The sequence below is a fragment of the Microbacterium sp. BG28 genome (assembly GCF_034044005.1).
Classification (GTDB): domain Bacteria; phylum Actinomycetota; class Actinomycetes; order Actinomycetales; family Microbacteriaceae; genus Microbacterium.
On sequence record NZ_JAXCHA010000002.1, the window covers coordinates 782,817 to 802,349 of the forward strand.

The following is a 19,533-nucleotide window of genomic DNA, read 5'->3' on the forward strand; positions in this document are numbered from 1 at the left end:
GCTCAACGCGTCTCCTCCCGCCGAGCCCGCAGTCCCACCGCGGTCGCGATCTCGTCCGCGCGCCATCCGGTCGCGCGCGCCCAGTCGGCGACACGCGGTCCGTCGTCGCCGAAGAACACCGCCCGGTCTCCGCGTGCCACGGGCGCCTCGCCGATGTCGACGACACACACATCCATCGCCACGCGGCCCACGATCGGATGCGGAGCGCCGCCGATCATGACGTGCGCGCGGTTGCCGAGCTCACGCACCACGCCCTGCGCGTAGCCGCCCGTCACGAGCGCGACACGCGTATCCTGCGGCGCGCGATGGATGTAGCCGTACGAGACGCCCTCGCCGGCATGCAGCGCCTTGGTGGAGAGCACGGTGCCGACCAGTGTCATTGCGGGAAGCGTCCGATCCCACCCGAAGACAACGTCCGGCGCGAGAGTCGCGGACCCCGCCGTCACCGTGCGATCGAACTCGACGAGTTCGGCGGCGTCGTCGACGAGCAGCACAGCGTCCGTCTGGGCGCGCAGGGCGGAGGCGGTCGCCAGGAGACCGTGGCCGTATGCGTCACGGCGAAGGTCGACGACCGGGGCGACGACGCCGGCCGATCGCACGTTGGTCACGATTGCCGACATGCGGATGCGCGCCACGGGTGCGCCGTCGTCGCTCATGCGTCTCAGAGCTGGATCGCGGTGAAGCGCTTGTCAACGGCGAGGCGCTCGATCTCCGCGCGTGCCGCACGCGCGTGCGCATCGATCTCAGCGTGCGCGGGGCCGGGCGAATACTGCGCCTCGAGACGCGCGAACGCCTCCGTGAGCAGCGCGTCGGCCAGGTCGGGGTTGAGCGGCAGCACCGGGCCCTGCACGTTCGTCGCGTAGACCGAGCCCATGCGGACCGTTTCGAACCCGCCCTCGATCCCGCCGTTGCCGGCGGTCACGGTGCCGTAGGCCATGGCGGGATCGCTCAGGCGCCACAGCGATGCGTGGTCTTCGAATCCGACGAGCTTTCCGTCGGCGGTGTCGGCGACGACGTAACCCACCCGGCGCTGCTTCGTACGCCCCACGCGGGCGGGGATGAGTCCGAGGCCGTCGAGGTGCGTGCCGTCGACGAGGTCGATCCCCTCGGAGAGCAGCTCGGACCCCCCGCCCACGGCGAGCACGACAGACCCGCCTCCGATGAGCGCCCTGAGCCACTCTCGACGGCTCGCGAGGTCGTCTCGCACCACTCTCAGTGCCGAAAGCGGACCGTTGCCGATCACGACGAGGTCGGCCTCCACCGGCGCGTCCTCGCCGAGGCCGACGAGAGTCACCTCCGTCTCGTGGCCGGCCAACGAGGCACGTGCGGCGAGGACTTCCACGTTTCCGCGATCGCCCGTCACACCGAGCAGATCAGGGTAGAGCTGAACGATTCGCAGCATCGTCATCGTCGAGCCACCTCCTGGTCGCCGTAGCCGAGGATGCGGCGACCGATCATCATGAGCTCGTAGTTGACGAACCAGATCTGGCGGCCGGCCGCGGTCGGAGCGAAGGCCCGCATGAGTTCGACGGCCTTCTCCATGTCGGGTTCGACGACTCCGATCGGGATGCCCGCGTATGCGAGTCGCGTCGCGATCTGGTGCGCCTTCTCCCCCGTGACGACGTCCACGTGGTCGAACGCACTGAGGTCGACGTCGTAGAGCCAGGACACGTCGGGAGTGCCTTCATCGATCGCCATGAGGACGCGCTCGGGAGCACCGTCCAGGGCGTCGACGTTGAGCTGGAGACTCGGGCCGTTCTTGAACATGACGAACTCGACCTGTTCACCCGAGCGGTCGCGGCGTAGCGGCACGAGCTCGCCGCGGCCGTAGGCCGGCGTCATCTGCGAGAAGCCGGCGGCGGCCGCGTCGGCGCGGAAGGCCTCCCCCAGGACGTGGCGTGCCGTGCTGATAGCGGCTGCCGCGTCCACCGCGTAGTGCAGCCCGCGAGCCGGCAGCGCCACGGCGATCGGCCGGCCGTCGAGCGTGATCTCGACATTGCGCCCGGTCACCGAGGTGACCTCGCTCTCGGCCGGATGATCGAGAGCGCCGACCGTGCCGCTACGAGTGTCGGCGGCGTTGTTCAGTCCGTGTGCCGATGCGGCGACGACGTCAGGGGAAGCACCGAAGAAGGACACCGGAGAGCGCAGCTCCGAGGTGTCGATCTTGCTGAGGTACGGATCGTCGCGGTTGACCACCACGCGCACGGACGCACGGGTCGCGGCGTGCAGCATCATGTCGGCGACGCGCTCGGTCTCGTAGAAGCGGTAGAGCTGGTCGACCTGCACGTTGAGCGCGACGATGACGCGAGGCGAGAGGATGTCGGCGAGATCCGCCGCGTACCCCTCATCCACCTCGAGCACGGCCACGTCGGCCCGCACCTTACCGGTGGGGGTCGCTTCGGCCAGCAGTGCGCTGGTCACGCCCTGCGGCAGATTGGCGCCGGTCGGGTTGGTGAACACACGCAGCCCGTGGGCGCGCAGCACCTCACTGACCATGTGCGTGGTCGTCGTCTTCCCGTTGGAGCCGAGGACGAAGACCACGCCGTACGGGAACTGCGCCGCGAGGCTGCTCAGCAGACTCGGCGCGAGCCGGTTGGCGAGGTAGCCCGGGAAGGCCGACCCGCCACCACGCAGACGCGTGGCGAAACGGGCGGCCTTGCCTGCGAGCACCGCGGGAACATAACGGATGCTGCCGCTCACGCCCCGATCACTCCAGGTAGTCGCGCAGCGACTGCGAACGGCTGGGGTGCCGCAGCTTCGCCATGGTCTTCGACTCGATCTGGCGGATCCGCTCGCGGGTCACACCGAACGTGTCGCCGATCTGGTCGAGGGTCTTGGGCTGGCCGTCGCCGAGACCGAAACGCATGCGGATGACACCTGCCTCGCGCTCGCTCAGCGAGTCGAGGAGAGACTCGAGCTGACGTTGCAGCATCGTGAAGCCCACCGCATCGGCGGGGACCACCGCCTCGGTGTCCTCGATGAGGTCGCCGAACTCGCTGTCGCCGTCTTCACCCAGCGGCGTGTGCAGCGAGATCGGCTCACGGCCGTACTTCTGCACCTCGATGACCTTCTCGGGGGTCATGTCGAGCTCGCGGCTGAGCTCCTCGGGCGTGGGCTCACGACCCAGATCCTGGAGCATCTGGCGCTGCACGCGTGCCAGCTTGTTGATGACCTCGACCATGTGCACCGGGATACGGATGGTGCGCGCCTGGTCGGCCATGGCGCGAGTGATGGCCTGACGGATCCACCACGTCGCATAGGTCGAGAACTTGAAGCCCTTGGTGTAGTCGAACTTCTCCACCGCGCGGATCAGGCCGAGGTTGCCCTCCTGGATCAGATCCAGGAACTGCATGCCGCGTCCGGTGTAGCGCTTCGCGAGCGAGACGACCAGGCGCAGGTTCGCGCCCAGCAGGTGGCTCTTGGCGCGCTGCCCGTCGCGTGCGACCCACTGCAGGTCGAGACCGAGCTGCGTCGACTTCTCGGCTGCCGACATCTTCGACAGCTTCTCCTCGGCGAACAGACCCGCCTCGATCCGCATGGCGAGCTCGACCTCTTCGGCCGCGTTCAGCAACGGTACCTTACCGATCTGCTTCAGGTAGTCCTTGACCGGGTCGGCGGTGGCGCCGGTGATCTGCGTCGAGTAGACCGGAACGTCGTCCTCGTCGTTCGAGGAGATGACGATGGCGCCGGTGGGAAGCGGCTCGCTGAAGGCCGGCTTGGTGTTCTCGCCGTCTTCGTCGTCCGCATCGTCGTCGGACGCCTTGGCGCCCTTCTTCTCGCCCGCAGCCTGCTGCTCGTCGCCCTCTTCGGCGTCGTCGCTGTCGTCGACCTCGACGTCCACATCGACGTCGTCCTCGAACTCTTCCTCGTCGTCGCCGGCTGCCTTCTTCTTGGCGGGCGCCTTCTTCGCCGGAGCCTTCTTGGCCGGAGCCTTCTTCGCGGGCGCCTTCTTGGCCGGCGCCGCGGTCTCGGTCGCCGTGTCGACGACCTCCTCGTCACCCGGCGTCGCGGTCTTCCGCGAGCGGGATTCGGTCTTCGTGCCAGGAGTCACGGTTCACCTTTCACCGACGCGATCACGCCGGTCGTTCTCGAACACGAGTAAGACCCTTGTCAAGTCCGGAGCGGGAAACTCCTTGATCGACAACGGGCCGGTGCTCTATTGTCTCATACCCCCGACCGCGGCATTGCACGCGCGGCCTGCTCTTCTTGACAACACCCCCGGATCCCCCTGCATTCCCCCGACGCCTGGCGTCAGCCGAAACTCGGTCCCCGTTGATCGTCGTCATGGGAGCCGTTGGCGAGGAAGCGTTCCAGCTCCGCCGCGATCTCGTCCGCGCTGGGCAGATCCGCCTCATGCAGGAGCGGTGTCGCCATCGTCGCGCCCGCCATGTAGGCGTCGTATCGCTCTTCCAAGCCCGTGAGCATCGTGGTGAGTTCATCGCTCGCACTCACCTGCTCACCCACCTTCGACAGAAAGTCCTCGTTCTGCTCCCGCAGGTCGTCGACAGCGAAGACGAGGCCTGTGGCGGCCGTGATGCTGTCGAGCGCGGTGATGGCGGACGCCGGATACTCGGTGTCGCTGAGATAGTGCGGAACCAAGAGGACGAAGCCTGCGACGGAGTGGCCCGAGGCGACGAAGCGGTACTCGAGCAGATGCCCTACCGTCGCGGGCACGGTCGTGTGCGGCTTCCAGACCGAGTGCGCCTCGGTGAGCGCCGCGCGGTTGCCCGATACCGTCGTGCCCAAGGGGCGCGTGTGCGGCACCGGCATGCCGATCGCGTGCACCCACGTGACCGACGAGACGGCGAACGCCGTCGCCGCCCCCACGACGGCGTTGACGAACGCCTCCCACGCGAAATCGGGCTCGTAACCGGCCAGCAGAAGGAACGGACGGGAGAGGGCGTCGTAAGCCAGCGAGAGTTCGAGACGCGCCGGACGGTAATCGGTGAGGTGGTCGGCGTCGAAGGTGATCTGGGGCCTGCGCGCACGGTAGTCGAGCAGCACGTCGTTCTCGAAGCGCAGCAGTACCGCGGGGCTCGCCTCATCGCGCAGATACGCGATCGACTGCGACACGGCGGAACCCGCATCCGTGAAACCCGTGAGCAGAATCACGAGCGGCAGCCCGGTGGGCACCGCGGGCGCGTCATCGACGCTCACGTACAGCGGCGGGGTCCAGGACATTCCTCCATGGTACGAGGCTGCGAACACGCAACGGCCGCGGTGGGCCGTCTCTACTCGCTTCGGCGTCCTTAGGATGGAGTCATGCCGTTCCCGGATCTGCACTTCACCTCGGCCCCTCTCACCGACAGCACCGCGGACGCGCTGCTGCTGGCACTGCCTCCCCTCGATGACGCGTTCTACGACGACGGACTCGGCCAGGCGATGCGCGACTCGCTGGATGCGGTCGGCTTCACCGGTGCCGCCGGGGCCGTGCAGCGCGTGGTCCTTCCGGGAGTGGCCGAGCTTCCCTCCGTCCCCGTCGCCGTCGTGGGTACCGGGGGCGCACCCGACGGCGCAGCGCTGCGCTTCGCCGTGGGCGCGGGCGTGCGCACGCTCGTCGGCTTCGGCTCGTTGTCGATCGCCGCACCCTCCGTGATCGGCGGGGCACGCGAACTCGCAGAGGGCGCGGGCCTCGGTGGTTATCGATTCGCGGGCTACAAGAGCTCCGCGGGCAAGACGCGCGCCGAGTCGGTGACCGTGCACGCCGACGGTACCGAAGCAGACCTCGCCGCGGCGCGGGCGACCGCATCCGCCGCCGCCGTCGTGAAGGACCTCGTATCCACGCCCGCCGAGTGGCTGGGGCCGGCCGATCTCGCGGATCAGGCCGCCGAGCTGGTCGCCGATCTCCCGATCACCGTCGAGGTCTACGACGAGGCGCGGCTTCTCGAGGAGGGCTTCGGCGGGATCCTCGGCGTCGGGCAGGGCTCCGACCGTCCGCCGCGACTCGTCCGCCTCGATTACTCCCCCGCCGATGCGAAGCGCCACATCGCGCTCGTCGGCAAGGGAATCACCTTCGACACGGGCGGCCTCTCGCTCAAGCCCGCAGCCTCCATGGTCGGGATGAAATACGACATGTGCGGCGCCGCGACCGTCCTCGCCGTCGTTCGCGCGGCGGCGCAGCTCGCCGCGGACGTCCGCGTGACGGCCTGGCTCTGCATCGCCGACAACATGCCGTCCGGCCGCGCGACCCGCCCGGGCGATGTCCTGCGCATGGCCGACGGAACAACGGTCGAGGTGCTCAACACGGATGCGGAGGGCCGCCTCGTCCTGGGCGACGGCCTCGTCGCGGCCAGCCGTGAGCACCCCGATCTGATCGTCGATGTCGCCACCCTGACGGGCGCCATCACCGTCGCGCTCGGCAACCGCCTCACCGGCGTCATGGGTTCCGACGACGCCGTGGCCGAGTACCTCGCGTCGGCCGACCGGGTCTCCGAGCTCTCGTGGCGTTTGCCCCTCCCGGCGCACATGGAGGAGGAGCTCGACTCCCCGATCGCCGATATGGTCAACGCGAAGATCGGCGACCCCGCCGCAGGCTCCCTGTTCGCCGGCCTCTTCCTGCAGCGGTTCGTCGGCCGTACCGACGGTCCCGACTCGCCGCGCATCCCGTGGGTGCACCTCGACATCGCGGGAGTCGGGATGAACAAGGGCGCGGGCTACGGTTTCACCGACAAGGGGCCCACCGCCGCCACCGTTCGCAGCCTGATCGACCTCGTCACCGGATCCTCGCGGTGACCGCCCGCAGCACGGACGTCGCCATCATCGGCGGCGGCAGTGGTGGCTACGCGGCCGCTCTCCGCGCCGCGGAGCTGGGCAAGAAGGTCGTCGTCATCGAAGCCGACAAGATGGGCGGCACGTGTCTGCATCGCGGATGCGTCCCCACCAAGGCGCTCCTACACGTCGGCGAGACGGCGGATGCGGTCCGTGAAGGCCCTTCTTTGGGTGTGAAGGCGACGCTCGAGGCGATCGACGTCCCCGCGATGCACGCGTTCCGCACCGACCTGGTCGCCAAGAAGTACAAGGGTCTGCAGGGCCTGCTGTCAGCACGCGGCGTGGAGATACTGCCCGGCCGCGGCCGGATCGCGTCACCCGGCGTCGTGGCGGTGGACGGCGAGACGATCGCGGCCACCGACATCATCGTCGCCACCGGGGCTCGCACCCGCACCCTGGGGATCGAGCTCGGCGGCCGCATCCTCTCCAGCGAGACCGCGCTCGAGCTCGACGAGGTCCCGTCGCAGGCGATCGTGCTGGGCGGCGGCGTCATCGGCGTGGAGTTCGCCAGTCTCTGGCGCTCCCTCGGAGCCGAGGTCACGATCGTCGAGGCCGCCGACAGCCTCGTCCCCGCGGAGGACGAGATCCTGCGCCAGCAGCTCTCCCGCGCGTTCCGTCGCCGCGGCATCCAGACCCGGCTCGGATCACCCTTCGTCGCCGTCACCCAGGATGAGCAGCATGTGCGCGTCGAGCTGGCGGACGGAAGCGTCGTCACCGGCGAATACCTGCTGGTGGCCGTCGGGCGTGAGCCCGCAGCCGACGGCATCGGACTCGAGGAGGCCGGGGTCGTCCTCGATCGCGGCTTCGTCGTCGTCGATGAGCGGCTGCGCACCACCGTTCCCGGGATCTGGGCCGTCGGCGACATCGTTGCGGGCCCGCAACTCGCGCACCGCGGGTTCCAACACGGCATCGCCGTGGCCGAGCGGATCGCGGGCCAGGACCCCACGATCGTCTCGGACGAGCTCGTGCCGCGCGTGGTGTACAGCTCGCCCGAACTCGCGTCGGTGGGCATCACGCGCCGGGCGGCCGAGGAGCGTTACGGCGCCGACGGCATCCGCGTCGTCGACTACAACCTGGCAGGCAACGCGCGCACCGAGATCCTGGGTGGCGGCGGTGTCGCGCGGGTGATCCGACGCGTCGACGGGCCCGTGGTGGGCGTCCATCTCGCGGGTCCGCGGGTGGGCGAGCTGATCACCGAGGCGCAGCTGGTGATCGGCTGGGACGCACACCCCGAGGATGTGGTCCCCTTCATCCACGCCCACCCCACTCAGAGCGAGGCGCTGTCCGAAGCGTTTCTGGCTCTGGCAGGCAAGCCCCTGCACACGCTATGAGGCTTCGGCTTCACTAAGCTAGACACCGATATCGCAGTTCGAAGGAGCAAATCCCATGAGCACTTCCGTTGTCCTCCCCGCTCTCGGCGAGAGCGTCACCGAGGGAACGGTCACCCGCTGGCTCAAGAATGTGGGTGACACGGTGGAGGCGGACGAGGGTCTGCTCGAGATCTCCACCGACAAGGTCGACACCGAGATCCCCTCGCCGGTCAGCGGCGTCATCGAAGAGATCTTCTTCCAGGAGGACGACACCGTCGAGGTGGGCGCCGTCCTCGCCAAGATCGGCGACGGCTCCGCCGCTGCGGCTCCCGCCGCAGAGCCCGAGGTGGCCGCCGCTCCCGAGCCCGCCGCCGAAGCGGCTCCGGCCGCCGAGCCGGCACCTGCCGCAGACGCCGCGCCCGCCGCATCCGGTGGCCGCGATGTCGTCCTGCCGGAGCTCGGCGAGAGCGTGACCGAAGGCACCGTCACCCGCTGGCTCAAGGCCGTGGGCGACGAGGTCGCCGTGGACGAACCGCTGCTCGAGATCTCCACCGACAAGGTCGACACCGAGATCCCCGCGCCGTTCGCCGGCACGTTGCAGGCCATCCTCGTCCAGGAAGACGAGACGGTCGCGGTCGGAAGCCCGCTCGCCCGCATCGGCGACGGCGCTGCTTCGGCCGCTGAGGCCGCTCCCGAGGCTCCGTCCACGGAGAAGCCCGTCGAGGTCGAAGAGGCCGAGGCCGAGGCCCCCGCAACGCCGGCCCCCGCTGCGGCACCGGCACCCGCCGCTGCTGCGGCACCGGCGCCCGCGGCCGAGACCTCCGGTGACGAGGGCTCGGGTTACGTGACGCCGCTCGTGCGCCGCCTCGCCGCCCAGCAGGGCGTCGACCTGTCGACCGTGACCGGCTCGGGTGTCGGCGGACGCATCCGCAAGGAAGACGTGCTCAAGGCCGCCGAGGCCGCCGCCGCTCCCGCCGCTCCGTCCGCACCCGCAGCCCCGGCAGCGGCCAAGGCTCCCGTCGAGGTGTCCGAGCTCCGCGGCACGACGCAGCCGATGTCGCGTCTGCGCAAGGTGCTCGCCAAGCGCGCGGTCGAGTCGATGCAGGCCACCGCGCAGCTCACCACCGTGGTCGAGGTCGACGTGACGAAGGTCGCGCTGTTCCGCGACGGCGTCAAGAACGAGTTCCAGCAGAAGACGGGCGACAAGCTCTCCTTCCTGCCGTTCTTCGTCCTGGCCGCCGCCGAGGCGTTGAAGACGTATCCCGTCATCAACGCCACCGTCGACGGCGAGCAGATCGTCTACCCGTCGAGCGAGAACATCTCGATCGCGGTCGACACGGAGCGTGGCCTGCTCACGCCGGTCGTGCGCGAGGCGGGCGACAAGAACCTCGCCCAGATCGCTCACGACATCGCCGACCTCGCGGCCCGCACGCGCGACAACAAGCTGAAGCCCGACGAGCTCGCCGGGGGCACCTTCACGGTCACGAACACGGGCTCCCGCGGGGCGCTGTTCGACACCCCGGTCGTGTTCCTGCCGCAGTCCGCCATCCTCGGCACGGGCACCGTCGTCAAGCGCCCCGGCGTCGTGACGGTCGACGGCAAGGACGCGTTCTCGGTCCGCTCCTACGTGTACCTGGCTCTGTCGTATGACCACCGGATCATCGACGGCGCCGACGCGGCACGCTTCCTGTCGGCGATGAAGACGCGCCTCGAGACGGCCGACTTCGCCGGAGACCTCGGGATCTGACCTTCCCCGCACCTATGGGTGCTGCGCGACATCGTGGATGCCGCGCAGCACCCATTCGTCGTTCTGGCGCACGATCGCCACGATCTGCGACACCGCTCGACCGCTCGGATCGTCGGCACGTAGGAGGGTGAGATCGCCGAGGTCGTCGATGACCGTCAGCGATGCGTCGGCGACCGCGGCCGCGCCTGCCGGGTCGGCCTCGATCCGCGCCTCCTGCAGCTTCTGCCGACAAGACTCGTCGCCGCACGCGTTCCATGCGGCGAGCAATCCGCGTGCCGCAGCAACGGGGTCGTCCGACACCTGCGCCGCGGCAGGAGCTTGCCCGGGCGGCGCCGAGCTCCCCGCCTCCGCGGCGAGGGAAGCCCGGGATGATGCCGGCACGGGTGCGCTGTCGTCGGGTTCCGGCCACAGCAGCCCCACCGCGAGAACCAGACCCACGACCCCGATCCCGACGAGCAGCACGGGTCGACGGGAGCGGTGCTTCTTCGCCGGGGTGGGACGACGCCATCGCTGACGGAGGGCGTCTACGCGCTCGGCGACCAGGTCGCTGAGTGAACCGTCCATCGCCACGGTCAGGCGCCGCCAGGCCGCGGTGGGCCGATTGGCCTCCGCGCGCGCCTGGGCGCGCGTGATCGACGCTCCGGCGGATGGTCCGTCGATGCGCACTGCCTGGGGCCGCGCCGCGGCGAACAGGTCGTCCTCCAGAGCAGGCAGCCCCCGGACGATACGCGCGGTGTCGATCACCGCGCCCGCCGCCGCAGTGATCGCGCGTGCTGCGGCTTCATGATCACCGGGGTCGAGCATCGCCATCAGTTCGGCGGCACCCACCGCTGCGGCGGAGCCCTCGTGAGCGTGGACGAACAGCGGTGTCCCGGCATTGTCCAGCCACCAGGCGCCGACGCAACTGCCCCGTGGATGCGCGGTGTTCTCCGCCGCGACGCCGCGGAGCAGGCTCACGACGATGGTGACGGCCTCACCCGGATCCACCGTCACCCGGCGACGAAGCAGCGACTCGAGGGGGCAGCGGACCCCCGGGAGGAGAACGAGCGGGCCCTGAATCGTCGTGACGATGTCCAGTGGCGCCATGACGTGCTCACCCGAGGCCGCCCAGATCCCCGTGCCTTCGACGGTGGCCACCGGGACCGCGAGGGCCGGCTCGCCCTCGTGGACCACGACGTGACCGTCGAAGGGGGCCGCATCGGCGGCGACGGCGCGCAGCACCACCGGCTCCAGGAGCGGGCGCAACGGCGACGGTGCGGGCAGGAGCGACGACGACATGCTCCGATCGTCTCCGCGGGAACGGCGGGTCCTGCTCCGGCCGCACGATGTAAGGAGACTCGATGGGCAGCCCGCGGATGGGGAGAAGAGATCGGACGGCACCGGTAGGCTGGAGGGTATGGCAGCCCGCGATTCCGCACCCGAGAAGCGCCCCGGATTCTTCTCGCAGTTGAAGACCCTGTACCGCTACACCAAGGACGCGTACTCCTGGCTGCCGTACGCCCTCATCGGCATCGTGCTGCTCGGCATCGCGCTCGGCGCGGGCGTCGGCCTCCTCATCCCGCCGTTCGCCATCTGGAGCGTCATCCTCTGGGGCATCACGGGCCTGTTCGCCGGCATCCTGGGCTCGCTCATTCTGACGACCCGCCTGTCGACCACCGCGATGTACAAGCAGATCGACGGCATGCCGGGAGCGGCGGGACGCGTCATGTCCGTGTCGCTCGGCCGCCGGTGGCAGGCCAGCGAGATGCCCGTCGGCATCAACCCGCGTACACAGGAGGCCGTCTACCGCGCCGTCGGCCGCGGCGGCATCGTTCTCGTGGGCGAGGGCGCGCGCGGTCGTCTGACCCGGCTCATCGCGGACGAGCGCTCCAAGGCGCAGCGGGTGGCCTCGGGCGTACCCGTGACCGTGTTCTACGTGGGCCACGGCGACGACGAGGTTCCGATCGCGAAGCTCGCGGGCACGATCAAGGCTCTGCCGAAGAAGATCGACCGCACCACGATGGCCGCCGTCATCAAGCGGATCGACTCGGTGTCGCAGTCGCTGACGTCGCTGCCGATCCCGAAGGGCGTCGACCCCAACCGCGTGCGGGCTCAGCGCCCGCGTTGATCCTCAGGATCGGATGAGGATGCTCCCCGCGGCCTGATCGTGCAGGCCGCGTTGGTCGGCATCCCAGACGACCGCGGGGATGACGAGCAGCAACAGCACGGTGCGCACGATCGGCCGCCACAGTCCGATCCATCCGCCGCGGACGAGCACCAACCGCATCCCGAGGATGCGGTGGCCCGGGCTTCCCCCGATCAGGGGGATGAAGAGGATCTGCACGAGCGCGAACACGAGCATCGGCGCGAAGGTCGACAACCCCGCTTCCGCCGGCAGAGCCCAGGGGTCGTACCGGAGGAACGCGACGGCGAGGATCGTGGCGCAGGTCCAGTCGATCAGCAGGGCGAGAAGGCGTCGTCCGACACGGGCGACGGAGGTCGATCCGGCACGGGGCAGCCCGAGGCGCTCACCGGGATAGCGGGATTCGACGGGGGTCTCGGGCATGCATCAACCCTAATCGGGCACCCGTAACATCCCGGAAACATATGGGACACTGGCGAGCAACGCCCGATCGATAGCGTCGGATCAGCCCGCCGTGGCGGGCGGAACTTCCCGAAATGCCCTACCTCTGGAGTCTCCATGTTCAGTGATTCATCCGAGGTGCTGAAGTTCATCAAGGACGAGGACGTCAAGTTCCTCGACATCCGCTTCACGGATCTCCCTGGTGTGCAGCAGCACTTCAACATCCCCGCCTCCACCGTCGACGAGGAGTTCTTCACCGTCGGTCAGCTGTTCGACGGCTCGTCGATCCGCGGGTTCGCGAACATCCACGAATCGGACATGCAGCTCATCCCGGACGTGTCGACCGCGTACCTCGACCCGTTCCGCGAGGCGAAGACGCTCGTCATGGTCTTCGACATCTACAACCCGCGCAACGGCGAGATCTACTCGAAGGACCCCCGTCAGGTCGCCAAGAAGGCCGAGAAGTACCTCGCCTCCACCGGCATCGCCGACACCGCGTTCTTCGCCCCCGAGGCCGAGTTCTACATCTTCGACGACGTCCGCTACGAGGTGAAGCAGAACTCGAGCTTCTACTCGGTCGACTCCGAAGAGGGCGCCTGGAACACGGGCCGCGCCGAAGAGGGCGGCAACCTGGCCAACAAGACCCCGTACAAGGGCGGCTACTTCCCCGTCTCCCCCGTCGACAAGACGGCGGACCTCCGCGACGACATCAGCCTGCGCCTCATCGAGGCCGGCCTCATCCTCGAGCGCGCGCACCACGAGGTGGGCACCGGCGGCCAGCAGGAGATCAACTACCGCTTCGACACCATGGTGCACGCGGCCGACGACATCCTGAAGTTCAAGTACATCGTCAAGAACGTCGCCGAGCAGTGGGGCAAGGTCGCGACCTTCATGCCCAAGCCGCTCTTCGGCGACAACGGCTCCGGAATGCACACGCACCAGTCGCTGTGGAACGACGGCAAGCCGCTGTTCTACGACGAGAAGGGCTACGGCGGCCTGTCCGACATCGCCCGCTGGTACATCGGCGGCATCCTGGCGCACGCGCCGGCCGTCCTGGCCTTCACGAACCCCACGCTGAACAGCTACCACCGCCTGGTGAAGGGCTTCGAGGCTCCGGTCAACCTGGTCTACTCGGCCGGAAACCGCTCGGCGGCCATCCGCATCCCGATCACGGGCACCAACCCCAAGGCCAAGCGCATCGAGTTCCGCGCGCCCGACGCCTCGGGCAACCCGTACCTCGCGTTCGCCGCTCAGCTCATGGCCGGTCTCGACGGCATCAAGAACCGCATCGAGCCGCACGAGCCGGTCGACAAGGACCTGTACGAGCTTCCCCCCGAGGAGGCCAAGGGCATCCCGCAGGTGCCGAACTCGCTGCTCGACTCGCTCGAGGCGCTGCGCGCCGACCACGAGTTCCTGCTGCAGGGTGGCGTTTTCACCGAGGAGCTCATCGAGACCTGGATCGAGTACAAGATCGAGAACGAGATCCAGCCGATCGCTCAGCGCCCGCACCCCTTCGAGTACGAGCTCTACTTCGGCGTCTGACGACCAGAGCCTCGCGCTCCCCATGAAGAACCGCCCCGGCACTCGCCGGGGCGGTTCTTCGTGTCTACGGCTCAGCCGAAGGAGCCGCTGCTCATGGCCGCGACGAGTGCGACCAAGAGGAAGACGCCGACGGCGACGGCGAGCAGCAGCACGATATGACCGAAGATCATGCCGATGATCGCGAGCGTGCGTCCCACGCCGCCGGTACGCTTCGCCTTCGCGAGCCCTGCGTAGCCGAGTGCGACCGAGCAGATGCTCAGCGGGAACGTCATGATCACGATGAAGAATCCGAGGAAGGGGATCAGCAGGCTGAGCAGGGATGCGGCCGAGATCGCGCCGAGAATCAGCGACCACAGCGCGGGGTTGTTGGTGGGTGGGCCCGCGACAACCGGGGCTGCGCCCGCTGTTGACGACGCCACGGCCGACTGCTGTCCGGGCGCCGGAGGCTGGTAACCAGGATGCGGCGCGTAGACGGGCTGCTGCTGCGGGTACCCGGGCGCCTGCGTCACCTGGTATCCCTGCACCGGCGGATAGCCCTGCTGGGGCGGTACGGCGTATCCCTGCGCCGGCGCGTGGCCCGGAGCCGGCGGTTGGTTGTATCCCTGTGGGGCCGTCGGGTAACCCGGTGCCTGCGGCTGCACGTATCCGGAGTAGCCCTGCTGCGGAGGAACGCCGTAGGGCTGCGGCGGGACACCGTACGACGGATAGGTCGGCTGGGGTGCCGCTGCGGCGGGCGGCTGCGGAGCATCGCCCGACTGCGGCGCCGCCGGCTGCTCGCTCGCAACGGGCCACGACTGGGCCACGGCGTCGGGCGCGGGAACGTGCGGATCGGACGGCTGCTGCGGATCGGACATCGTTCCCCCGGTTTTCATCGTGTCGCTGTGCATCGCGCCGAGTCTCGCGAGCGCACTCAGCGGTTGCCGTCCAGCATACGGATGAGGATGCGGCGAGGACCCGCCCTTGCGGGCAGATGGGGATGAACGTCTCTCTGGTGGCCGTGGGCTCGCTCCACGACCACCAGAGACGCTGACGGTCGCCTCAGCGAGCCGGCCGTCGCGCCCACAGGCCGAGCAGCATGTCGACGACCACGAATGCGACGAGCGGATACCCGACCAGCGGGAGCCACCAACCGATCACACCCGCGGCCGCGACGACGGAGAGCACGCCCCACCAGGGCGCCGCGCGCAATGCACCCCGTGCCGGCGCAGACCCCATCCGCCTTCCCCCGCGTGTCGGCCTGCGCTTCCACCACATCGCGTAGCCGATCACGACGAGCGTCCCGATGCCGACGGCGATCAACAGGAGCGCGAGCTGATTCACCCACCCGAACAGGACTCCCATGTGCAGATCGATGCCCCAGCGGGCGAGTTTGGCCAGCAACGGGAAGTCGGCGAAATCCACGCGCGAGACCACCTGCATCGTGGCACCGTCGATCGCCACCGCGTCTGCCTCCGTGGGGAACGAGCGCTTGATCTCCGTGACGGTCCACGCCTGTGCGGAGGCCGCGGGGGGTTTGATCTCCACTTCGCCCGTGTTGACGTTGATCCGGCGTGCGATCGCGAGGACCGCGTCAAACGTCGCCGGGTTCGCCTCCCCCGTCGGCATCGGCGCCGCACCGCCGTGATGACCGGCGTGCTCGTCCGGCGCCTCCTCGGCACCGGAGAGATCCGTCTGCAGTGCCGGCGTCGCACCATCGATCGCCGAGCGCGCCGCGGAGACGTTCGCACCGGCATAGGTCGACCAGGTGATCCCCGTCGCCGAGAGCATGAGAGCACCGAGAAGCACCCAGATACCGACGGAAGCGTGCCAGCTGAACAGACGCCGGTATCCGCTTCGTCGCACCGCGGGCACCACGAACTCCCGCTTGACGCGCGCCTTGCGGATGCGCTGAACCCACAGCGCCGCACCCGCGAGCACGATGATCGCGAGCCAGGATGCGGCCAGCTCGCTGTACAGGCGTCCGGGTTCACCGAGGTGCAGATTGCGGTGGAGGTTGGAGATCCACGTGCGCACCGGGAGGGAGCCGCTCGTGCCGTACGCCGTGAGGTCGCCGCGGATCTCCCCCGTTCCGGGGTCGACGAAGACGGCGCGCGATTCGCTGGCCGCGAGGTCGTCCTCGGCGAACATGACCCGGGTCGTATCGCCCGGCTCTGGAGCCGGTCGCACGGCGGTCAGCACCGCACTCTCGCCGACGTACTCCTCCGCCGCCGTGATCTGATCCGACAGCGACAGCGACGTGGCGGTCGCCGGCGCATGGAGCTCGTGCCCGTAGACGAGCTCATCGAGCGTCGGGGCGATCGCGTACAGCGCCCCGCTCGTCGCCGCGACGAGGATGAAGGGACCGACGAGCAGCGCCGCGAAGAAGTGGAGCCGCAGCAGCAGCGATCCGAACCATCCACCGCGGGAACGGGCCGGGCGCGGGCGGGCCTGTGACGGAGGGACGAGGGTATCGGTCATCGTCTCGCTGCTCACGACAGCAGGGTCTCGCCGATGAACCCGCCCTGCGCGCAGCCGGGCGGTGCCGCGAACACCGCCGAGCCGATGGGTGTCGTCCACTCGTTCAGCAGATCGAGCTCGTCGAGGCGCCGCTGCAGCGGCACGAACTGACTCGCCACATCCGCCTGGAAAGCGACGAAGACGAGCCCCGCACGCGAGATCTCGCCGCCTGCGGGAGTGTCGTCATAGTTGTAGCCGCGCCGGAAGATGCGCTCCCGACGATCGTCGCTGCGGGCTCGGCGCATGTGCGAGAACTCCGGGATGACGGGGAAACCGATGGCTGTCTTCGCCTCGAAGTCGGGCTCGTCGTGCTCGTTGCTCCCCGTCAGCGGCGCACCGTTCGACTGGTAGCGGCCGACGGACGCGTCGCGTCCGGGACGGTCCAGTCGATCCCACTTGTCCAGGTCCATCGCGATGCGGCGCACGACCACCCCGGTGCCGCCGGCCAGCCATCCGCGCTGATGCCACACGAGCTCGTCGAAGTCGGCCGTTCCGGGTTCGGGATTGGCCGTGCCGTCGACCTGTCCGAAGAGGTTGCGCATCGTGGTGCCGGGTTTCACCGTGCCGTGTGCACGGCGGAACCCGTTCTGCGTCCACCGGACGGTCGCGAAGCTGCGCGCATCCTTGAGCAGCATCCTCGACGCGTGCGCGAGCGTCACGGGATCGTCCGATGCCACTTGGATCAGCAGGTCCCCATCGCAGTACTCCGGCTGCAGGCGGTCGATGCCGAAGGCCGGCAGAGGCGCCAGCCACGCGGGCGCGGACCCGCCCGCCACCGCGACGAAGCGTGGCCCGAACGCGAACGTCACGGTGAGGCGGGCGGGTGCCAGCGCGAGCTCGGGCTCGGAGTCGGCGAGGGCGGGCTCCCCCTGCGTCATCCGAGCGGCGTCGTCGCTCAGCGTGCGCATGAGCCGCCGCAGGCCGTCGCGGTCGACCTCGGGTCTCAGGTCCAGGGCCACGAAGACCGCGTGCGACTGTGCATCCGTGTCGATTCCGGCCTGATGCACGCCGTAGAACGGCACGGAGGTGTCGCCGTTGAGGGGTGGGACGGCAGACGCCGCGGGCGGCGCCGTCTGGAATGCGGCATCCATCGCGATCGCGGCCGCCGCGCCGACACCGGCGACAGCTCCTCCGAGGAGGAACTGTCGCCGGGTGGCGCGATGCCGAACCGTGGTGTCGTCGGGATCGCGCCGTGACATCAGTGGCTCATCCCGCTGTCGCCGCTCATGTCCATGTCGCCGCCCTCGTAGTTTTCGTTCGCTCCGGCGTAGTCCTTGACCGGAGCGGTGATCTGGGAGCTCGTGCCGTCCGAGTACGTGAGGGTGAGGGTGACGTCGTCGCCCGCGACGAGCGGCGCGGTCAGATCCATGAGCATGATGTGGTTGCCGCCGGGGGCGAGGGTGAGACTGCCGTGCGCGGGAATCACGAAGCCGCCCTCGATCTGACGCATGACCATCTGCCCCGACTCGTTCTCGACGGTCTCGTGGAGCTCGACCGCGGACGATGCGGGTGTCGTCGCCGATGTCACCGTGACGTCGGTGTCGCCGTCGTTGGTCAGTTCCCCGAACGCGGCCGACATTCCGGAGTCGGCGGACTTGACCCAGGCGTCGGACACGGAGATCGCCTCAGCAGCGGTGACGGAGCTCGAGGTCGGCTGGCTCTGGGCGGCGCAGCCCGCGAGGGCGAGAGCGGCGAGAGCGAGCGCTGCGGTGAAGCGGATGCGGGTGGTGGGAGTGTTCACAGAGGTGTGCCTTTCAAAAGCGGGACGGGCGAGCTCAGTGCTCGGCGTCGTCCGTGCCGCGCGCGTCGGAGCGGCGGCGGAGGAAGAGGATGAGTGCGAAGAGCGCGACGGCGATGCCGGCACCGGCGGCGCCGATGAACGCGATGCGCAGCGCTCCGGCGTTCTCCTGACCGGCCTCATCGGCCGTCGGCTCGTCTGACTGCGCAGCCTGGCCGTCGGCACTCGGTGTCGTCGGCTGGGCCGTGTGCTCGAGAGGGGTCCCATCGCCGATCGTGAACGGGACGGTGCCCGCGATCGGGTGCCCGTCCGACGACACCACGCGCCACCGCACCTCGTAGCCTGCCGCCGGCATGTCCGGCTGCAGCTCGACGGTGACGGTCGGGCCGTCCAGTACCGGCTCGGTGGCCACCCAGTCGTGCCCTCCGGCATCGGCGACGATCACCGCCGCACCGGTGTCGAGCACGTCGGCGGAGAAGGTCAACGTGACCTGCGTCGGAGCCTCGGTGAGTCGTTGCCCGGTCTCGGGCGTGGAGGAGAGAAGTTCATCGTGAGCGGACGCGGGGGCGGCCACCGCCAAGACGGCGGCGAACGCCACCACGATCCCCGCGACGATACGTCGCGACAGGGACATGGGACACCTTTCGACAGCGGCGCGCGCAGGCGCCGCACCACACGGACGCCTGTCTCGGCGACAGGCGGAAGCGCAGCACACGACGCGAGCGCGTCGTGACAGCGTGATCAGACCGTGTGAAGTCGCGGTGGGCCGCGGCGGGCGATGTCTCGGAGGAAGAGTCTCTGACGGGGCGGACGCTGTCGTGCGCAGGCGACAGCGGGAAAGCGCGGAGCCTCGACGTCGACGTCCGCGACGACGAGCGCCAGGCGGATGCGGAGGCGCACGACCAGTGTGCGCGCCAGCTCGATCAGGGCACGCACGCATCGTTCGCCGCGATGCAGCGCGAGGATCGTCACCACGGCGGCGGCGAGGTGACCGAGCCACATCGCCGGATCGCCGTGCAGGGCGTCGGTCATCCCGACGCTCGAGGTCGTCTGAGTGCTGCCCATGCCGTGCATCGCGTGATGCTCTTGGCCCATCCCGGGCACTGCGAAGGATCCGAGGACGAAGAGCGTGTGAAAGAGAGCCTGGCTGAGCGCGACGGCGGCCGACAGGCGCCACACCGAGAGGCGACGCCCCGTGAGGACCGTACAGACGGCGAGCGACAGCACGAACGGGATCAGGATCCCGAGCCACCCCGGCACCGCTCCGCCAGCGCTCACGTGCGAGAGGAGGGCGACGAAGGTCGCCACGGCCGCAGACGTCGTCCCGCGCAAAAGGCGGGGAAGACGGGAACGGCGCACGACCCTATTG

Annotated in this window: 18 protein-coding genes; 5 read left to right on the forward strand and 13 right to left on the reverse strand. The window is 69.4% G+C overall.

What is annotated here, in order from left to right; genetic code table 11:
• Positions 1-2: 2 nt before the first annotated feature.
• From SK224_RS09690 to SK224_RS09710, 5 genes are all read right to left on the reverse strand, one after another.
• Positions 3-656: an alanine racemase gene (locus SK224_RS09690; protein ID WP_320434485.1), complete on the reverse strand. Its 654-nt coding sequence runs from the start codon at positions 654-656 to the stop codon at positions 3-5.
• A 5-nt stretch (positions 657-661) separates the two neighbouring features.
• A complete protein-coding gene (locus tag SK224_RS09695) occupies positions 662-1,408 on the reverse strand; it encodes a glutamine amidotransferase (RefSeq protein WP_320434486.1) in 747 nt (248 codons plus the stop codon).
• Positions 1,405-2,700 carry a MurT ligase domain-containing protein gene (locus SK224_RS09700; protein WP_320434487.1) on the reverse strand — a complete coding sequence of 432 codons (1,296 nt, stop codon included), beginning with the start codon at positions 2,698-2,700 and terminating at the stop codon, positions 1,405-1,407. Before SK224_RS09700 ends, SK224_RS09695 begins: the two co-directional genes overlap by 4 nt.
• Positions 2,701-2,707: 7 nt before the next feature.
• Positions 2,708-4,051, reverse strand: coding sequence for an RNA polymerase sigma factor (locus SK224_RS09705; RefSeq protein WP_320434488.1), 1,344 nt, complete (start codon positions 4,049-4,051; stop codon positions 2,708-2,710).
• Positions 4,052-4,251: 200 nt separating this feature from the next.
• Positions 4,252-5,181: a PAC2 family protein gene (locus SK224_RS09710; RefSeq protein WP_320434489.1), complete on the reverse strand. Its 930-nt coding sequence runs from the start codon at positions 5,179-5,181 to the stop codon at positions 4,252-4,254.
• Positions 5,182-5,262: 81 nt separating this feature from the next.
• Between SK224_RS09710 and SK224_RS09715 the strand changes: the two genes are divergently transcribed.
• Genes SK224_RS09715 through sucB form a run of 3 tightly spaced genes read left to right on the forward strand, consistent with a single transcriptional unit; the run spans position 5,263 to position 9,825 of the window.
• The gene (locus tag SK224_RS09715) at positions 5,263-6,732 is read left to right on the forward strand and encodes a leucyl aminopeptidase (protein WP_320434490.1); all 1,470 of its coding nucleotides are present in this window, start codon (positions 5,263-5,265) and stop codon (positions 6,730-6,732) included.
• Positions 6,729-8,099 (forward strand): dihydrolipoyl dehydrogenase, encoded by a 1,371-nt coding sequence (lpdA, locus tag SK224_RS09720; RefSeq protein WP_320434491.1) that lies wholly within the window; start codon positions 6,729-6,731, stop codon positions 8,097-8,099. Before SK224_RS09715 ends, lpdA begins: the two co-directional genes overlap by 4 nt.
• A gap of 55 nt (positions 8,100-8,154) precedes the next feature.
• Positions 8,155-9,825 (forward strand): 2-oxoglutarate dehydrogenase, E2 component, dihydrolipoamide succinyltransferase, encoded by a 1,671-nt coding sequence (sucB, locus tag SK224_RS09725; RefSeq protein WP_320434492.1) that lies wholly within the window; start codon positions 8,155-8,157, stop codon positions 9,823-9,825.
• A 12-nt stretch (positions 9,826-9,837) separates the two neighbouring features.
• Here the strand turns inward: sucB and SK224_RS09730 are convergent, their stop codons facing one another.
• On the reverse strand, positions 9,838-11,103 hold the full coding sequence (locus SK224_RS09730) for a hypothetical protein (RefSeq protein ID WP_320434493.1): 1,266 nt from the start codon (positions 11,101-11,103) through the stop codon (positions 9,838-9,840).
• Between the two features lie 118 nt (positions 11,104-11,221).
• Between SK224_RS09730 and SK224_RS09735 the strand changes: the two genes are divergently transcribed.
• The gene (locus tag SK224_RS09735; RefSeq protein ID WP_320434494.1) at positions 11,222-11,932 is read left to right on the forward strand and encodes a DUF4191 domain-containing protein; all 711 of its coding nucleotides are present in this window, start codon (positions 11,222-11,224) and stop codon (positions 11,930-11,932) included.
• Between the two features lie 3 nt (positions 11,933-11,935).
• Here the strand turns inward: SK224_RS09735 and SK224_RS09740 are convergent, their stop codons facing one another.
• Positions 11,936-12,370: an RDD family protein gene (locus SK224_RS09740; protein WP_320434495.1), complete on the reverse strand. Its 435-nt coding sequence runs from the start codon at positions 12,368-12,370 to the stop codon at positions 11,936-11,938.
• Positions 12,371-12,505: 135 nt separating this feature from the next.
• Between SK224_RS09740 and glnA the strand changes: the two genes are divergently transcribed.
• Complete coding sequence (gene glnA / locus SK224_RS09745) at positions 12,506-13,930, forward strand: type I glutamate--ammonia ligase (protein ID WP_137416890.1); 1,425 nt, start codon at positions 12,506-12,508, stop codon at positions 13,928-13,930.
• A gap of 71 nt (positions 13,931-14,001) precedes the next feature.
• Here glnA and SK224_RS09750 read toward each other — a convergent pair whose 3' ends face one another.
• From SK224_RS09750 to SK224_RS09775, 6 genes are all read right to left on the reverse strand, one after another.
• Positions 14,002-14,817 (reverse strand): hypothetical protein, encoded by an 816-nt coding sequence (locus SK224_RS09750; RefSeq protein WP_320434496.1) that lies wholly within the window; start codon positions 14,815-14,817, stop codon positions 14,002-14,004.
• Positions 14,818-14,968: 151 nt separating this feature from the next.
• Complete coding sequence (locus SK224_RS09755) at positions 14,969-16,402, reverse strand: PepSY-associated TM helix domain-containing protein (RefSeq protein ID WP_413816776.1); 1,434 nt, start codon at positions 16,400-16,402, stop codon at positions 14,969-14,971.
• On the reverse strand, positions 16,399-17,625 hold the full coding sequence (locus SK224_RS09760) for a Dyp-type peroxidase (protein ID WP_320434497.1): 1,227 nt from the start codon (positions 17,623-17,625) through the stop codon (positions 16,399-16,401). The genes SK224_RS09755 and SK224_RS09760 overlap by 4 nt, the downstream gene beginning before the upstream one ends.
• Entirely contained in the window at positions 17,625-18,167 is a 543-nt protein-coding gene (locus SK224_RS09765) for a copper chaperone PCu(A)C (protein ID WP_320434498.1), read from the reverse strand. The genes SK224_RS09760 and SK224_RS09765 overlap by 1 nt, the downstream gene beginning before the upstream one ends.
• Positions 18,168-18,201: 34 nt before the next feature.
• Positions 18,202-18,798, reverse strand: coding sequence for a copper resistance protein CopC (locus SK224_RS09770; RefSeq protein WP_320434499.1), 597 nt, complete (start codon positions 18,796-18,798; stop codon positions 18,202-18,204).
• 107 nt (positions 18,799-18,905) lie between these two features.
• On the reverse strand, positions 18,906-19,523 hold the full coding sequence (locus SK224_RS09775; protein WP_320434500.1) for a hypothetical protein: 618 nt from the start codon (positions 19,521-19,523) through the stop codon (positions 18,906-18,908).
• Positions 19,524-19,533 lie beyond the last annotated feature (10 nt).

Excerpts from the sequence above, each read along its gene's own strand:
- SK224_RS09690 (WP_320434485.1), bottom strand. The coding sequence starts at position 656 with ATGAGCGACGACGGCGCACCCGTGGCGCGCATCCGCATGTCGGCAATC.
- SK224_RS09695 (WP_320434486.1), bottom strand. The coding sequence starts at position 1,408 with ATGACGATGCTGCGAATCGTTCAGCTCTACCCTGATCTGCTCGGTGTG.
- SK224_RS09710 (WP_320434489.1), bottom strand. The coding sequence starts at position 5,181 with ATGTCCTGGACCCCGCCGCTGTACGTGAGCGTCGATGACGCGCCCGCG.
- SK224_RS09715 (WP_320434490.1), top strand. The coding sequence starts at position 5,263 with ATGCCGTTCCCGGATCTGCACTTCACCTCGGCCCCTCTCACCGACAGC.
- sucB (WP_320434492.1), top strand. The coding sequence starts at position 8,155 with ATGAGCACTTCCGTTGTCCTCCCCGCTCTCGGCGAGAGCGTCACCGAG.
- SK224_RS09730 (WP_320434493.1), bottom strand. The coding sequence starts at position 11,103 with ATGTCGTCGTCGCTCCTGCCCGCACCGTCGCCGTTGCGCCCGCTCCTG.
- SK224_RS09735 (WP_320434494.1), top strand. The coding sequence starts at position 11,222 with ATGGCAGCCCGCGATTCCGCACCCGAGAAGCGCCCCGGATTCTTCTCG.
- SK224_RS09740 (WP_320434495.1), bottom strand. The coding sequence starts at position 12,370 with ATGCCCGAGACCCCCGTCGAATCCCGCTATCCCGGTGAGCGCCTCGGG.
- glnA (WP_137416890.1), top strand. The coding sequence starts at position 12,506 with ATGTTCAGTGATTCATCCGAGGTGCTGAAGTTCATCAAGGACGAGGAC.
- SK224_RS09750 (WP_320434496.1), bottom strand. The coding sequence starts at position 14,817 with ATGCACAGCGACACGATGAAAACCGGGGGAACGATGTCCGATCCGCAG.
- SK224_RS09760 (WP_320434497.1), bottom strand. The coding sequence starts at position 17,625 with ATGTCACGGCGCGATCCCGACGACACCACGGTTCGGCATCGCGCCACC.
- SK224_RS09770 (WP_320434499.1), bottom strand. The coding sequence starts at position 18,798 with ATGTCCCTGTCGCGACGTATCGTCGCGGGGATCGTGGTGGCGTTCGCC.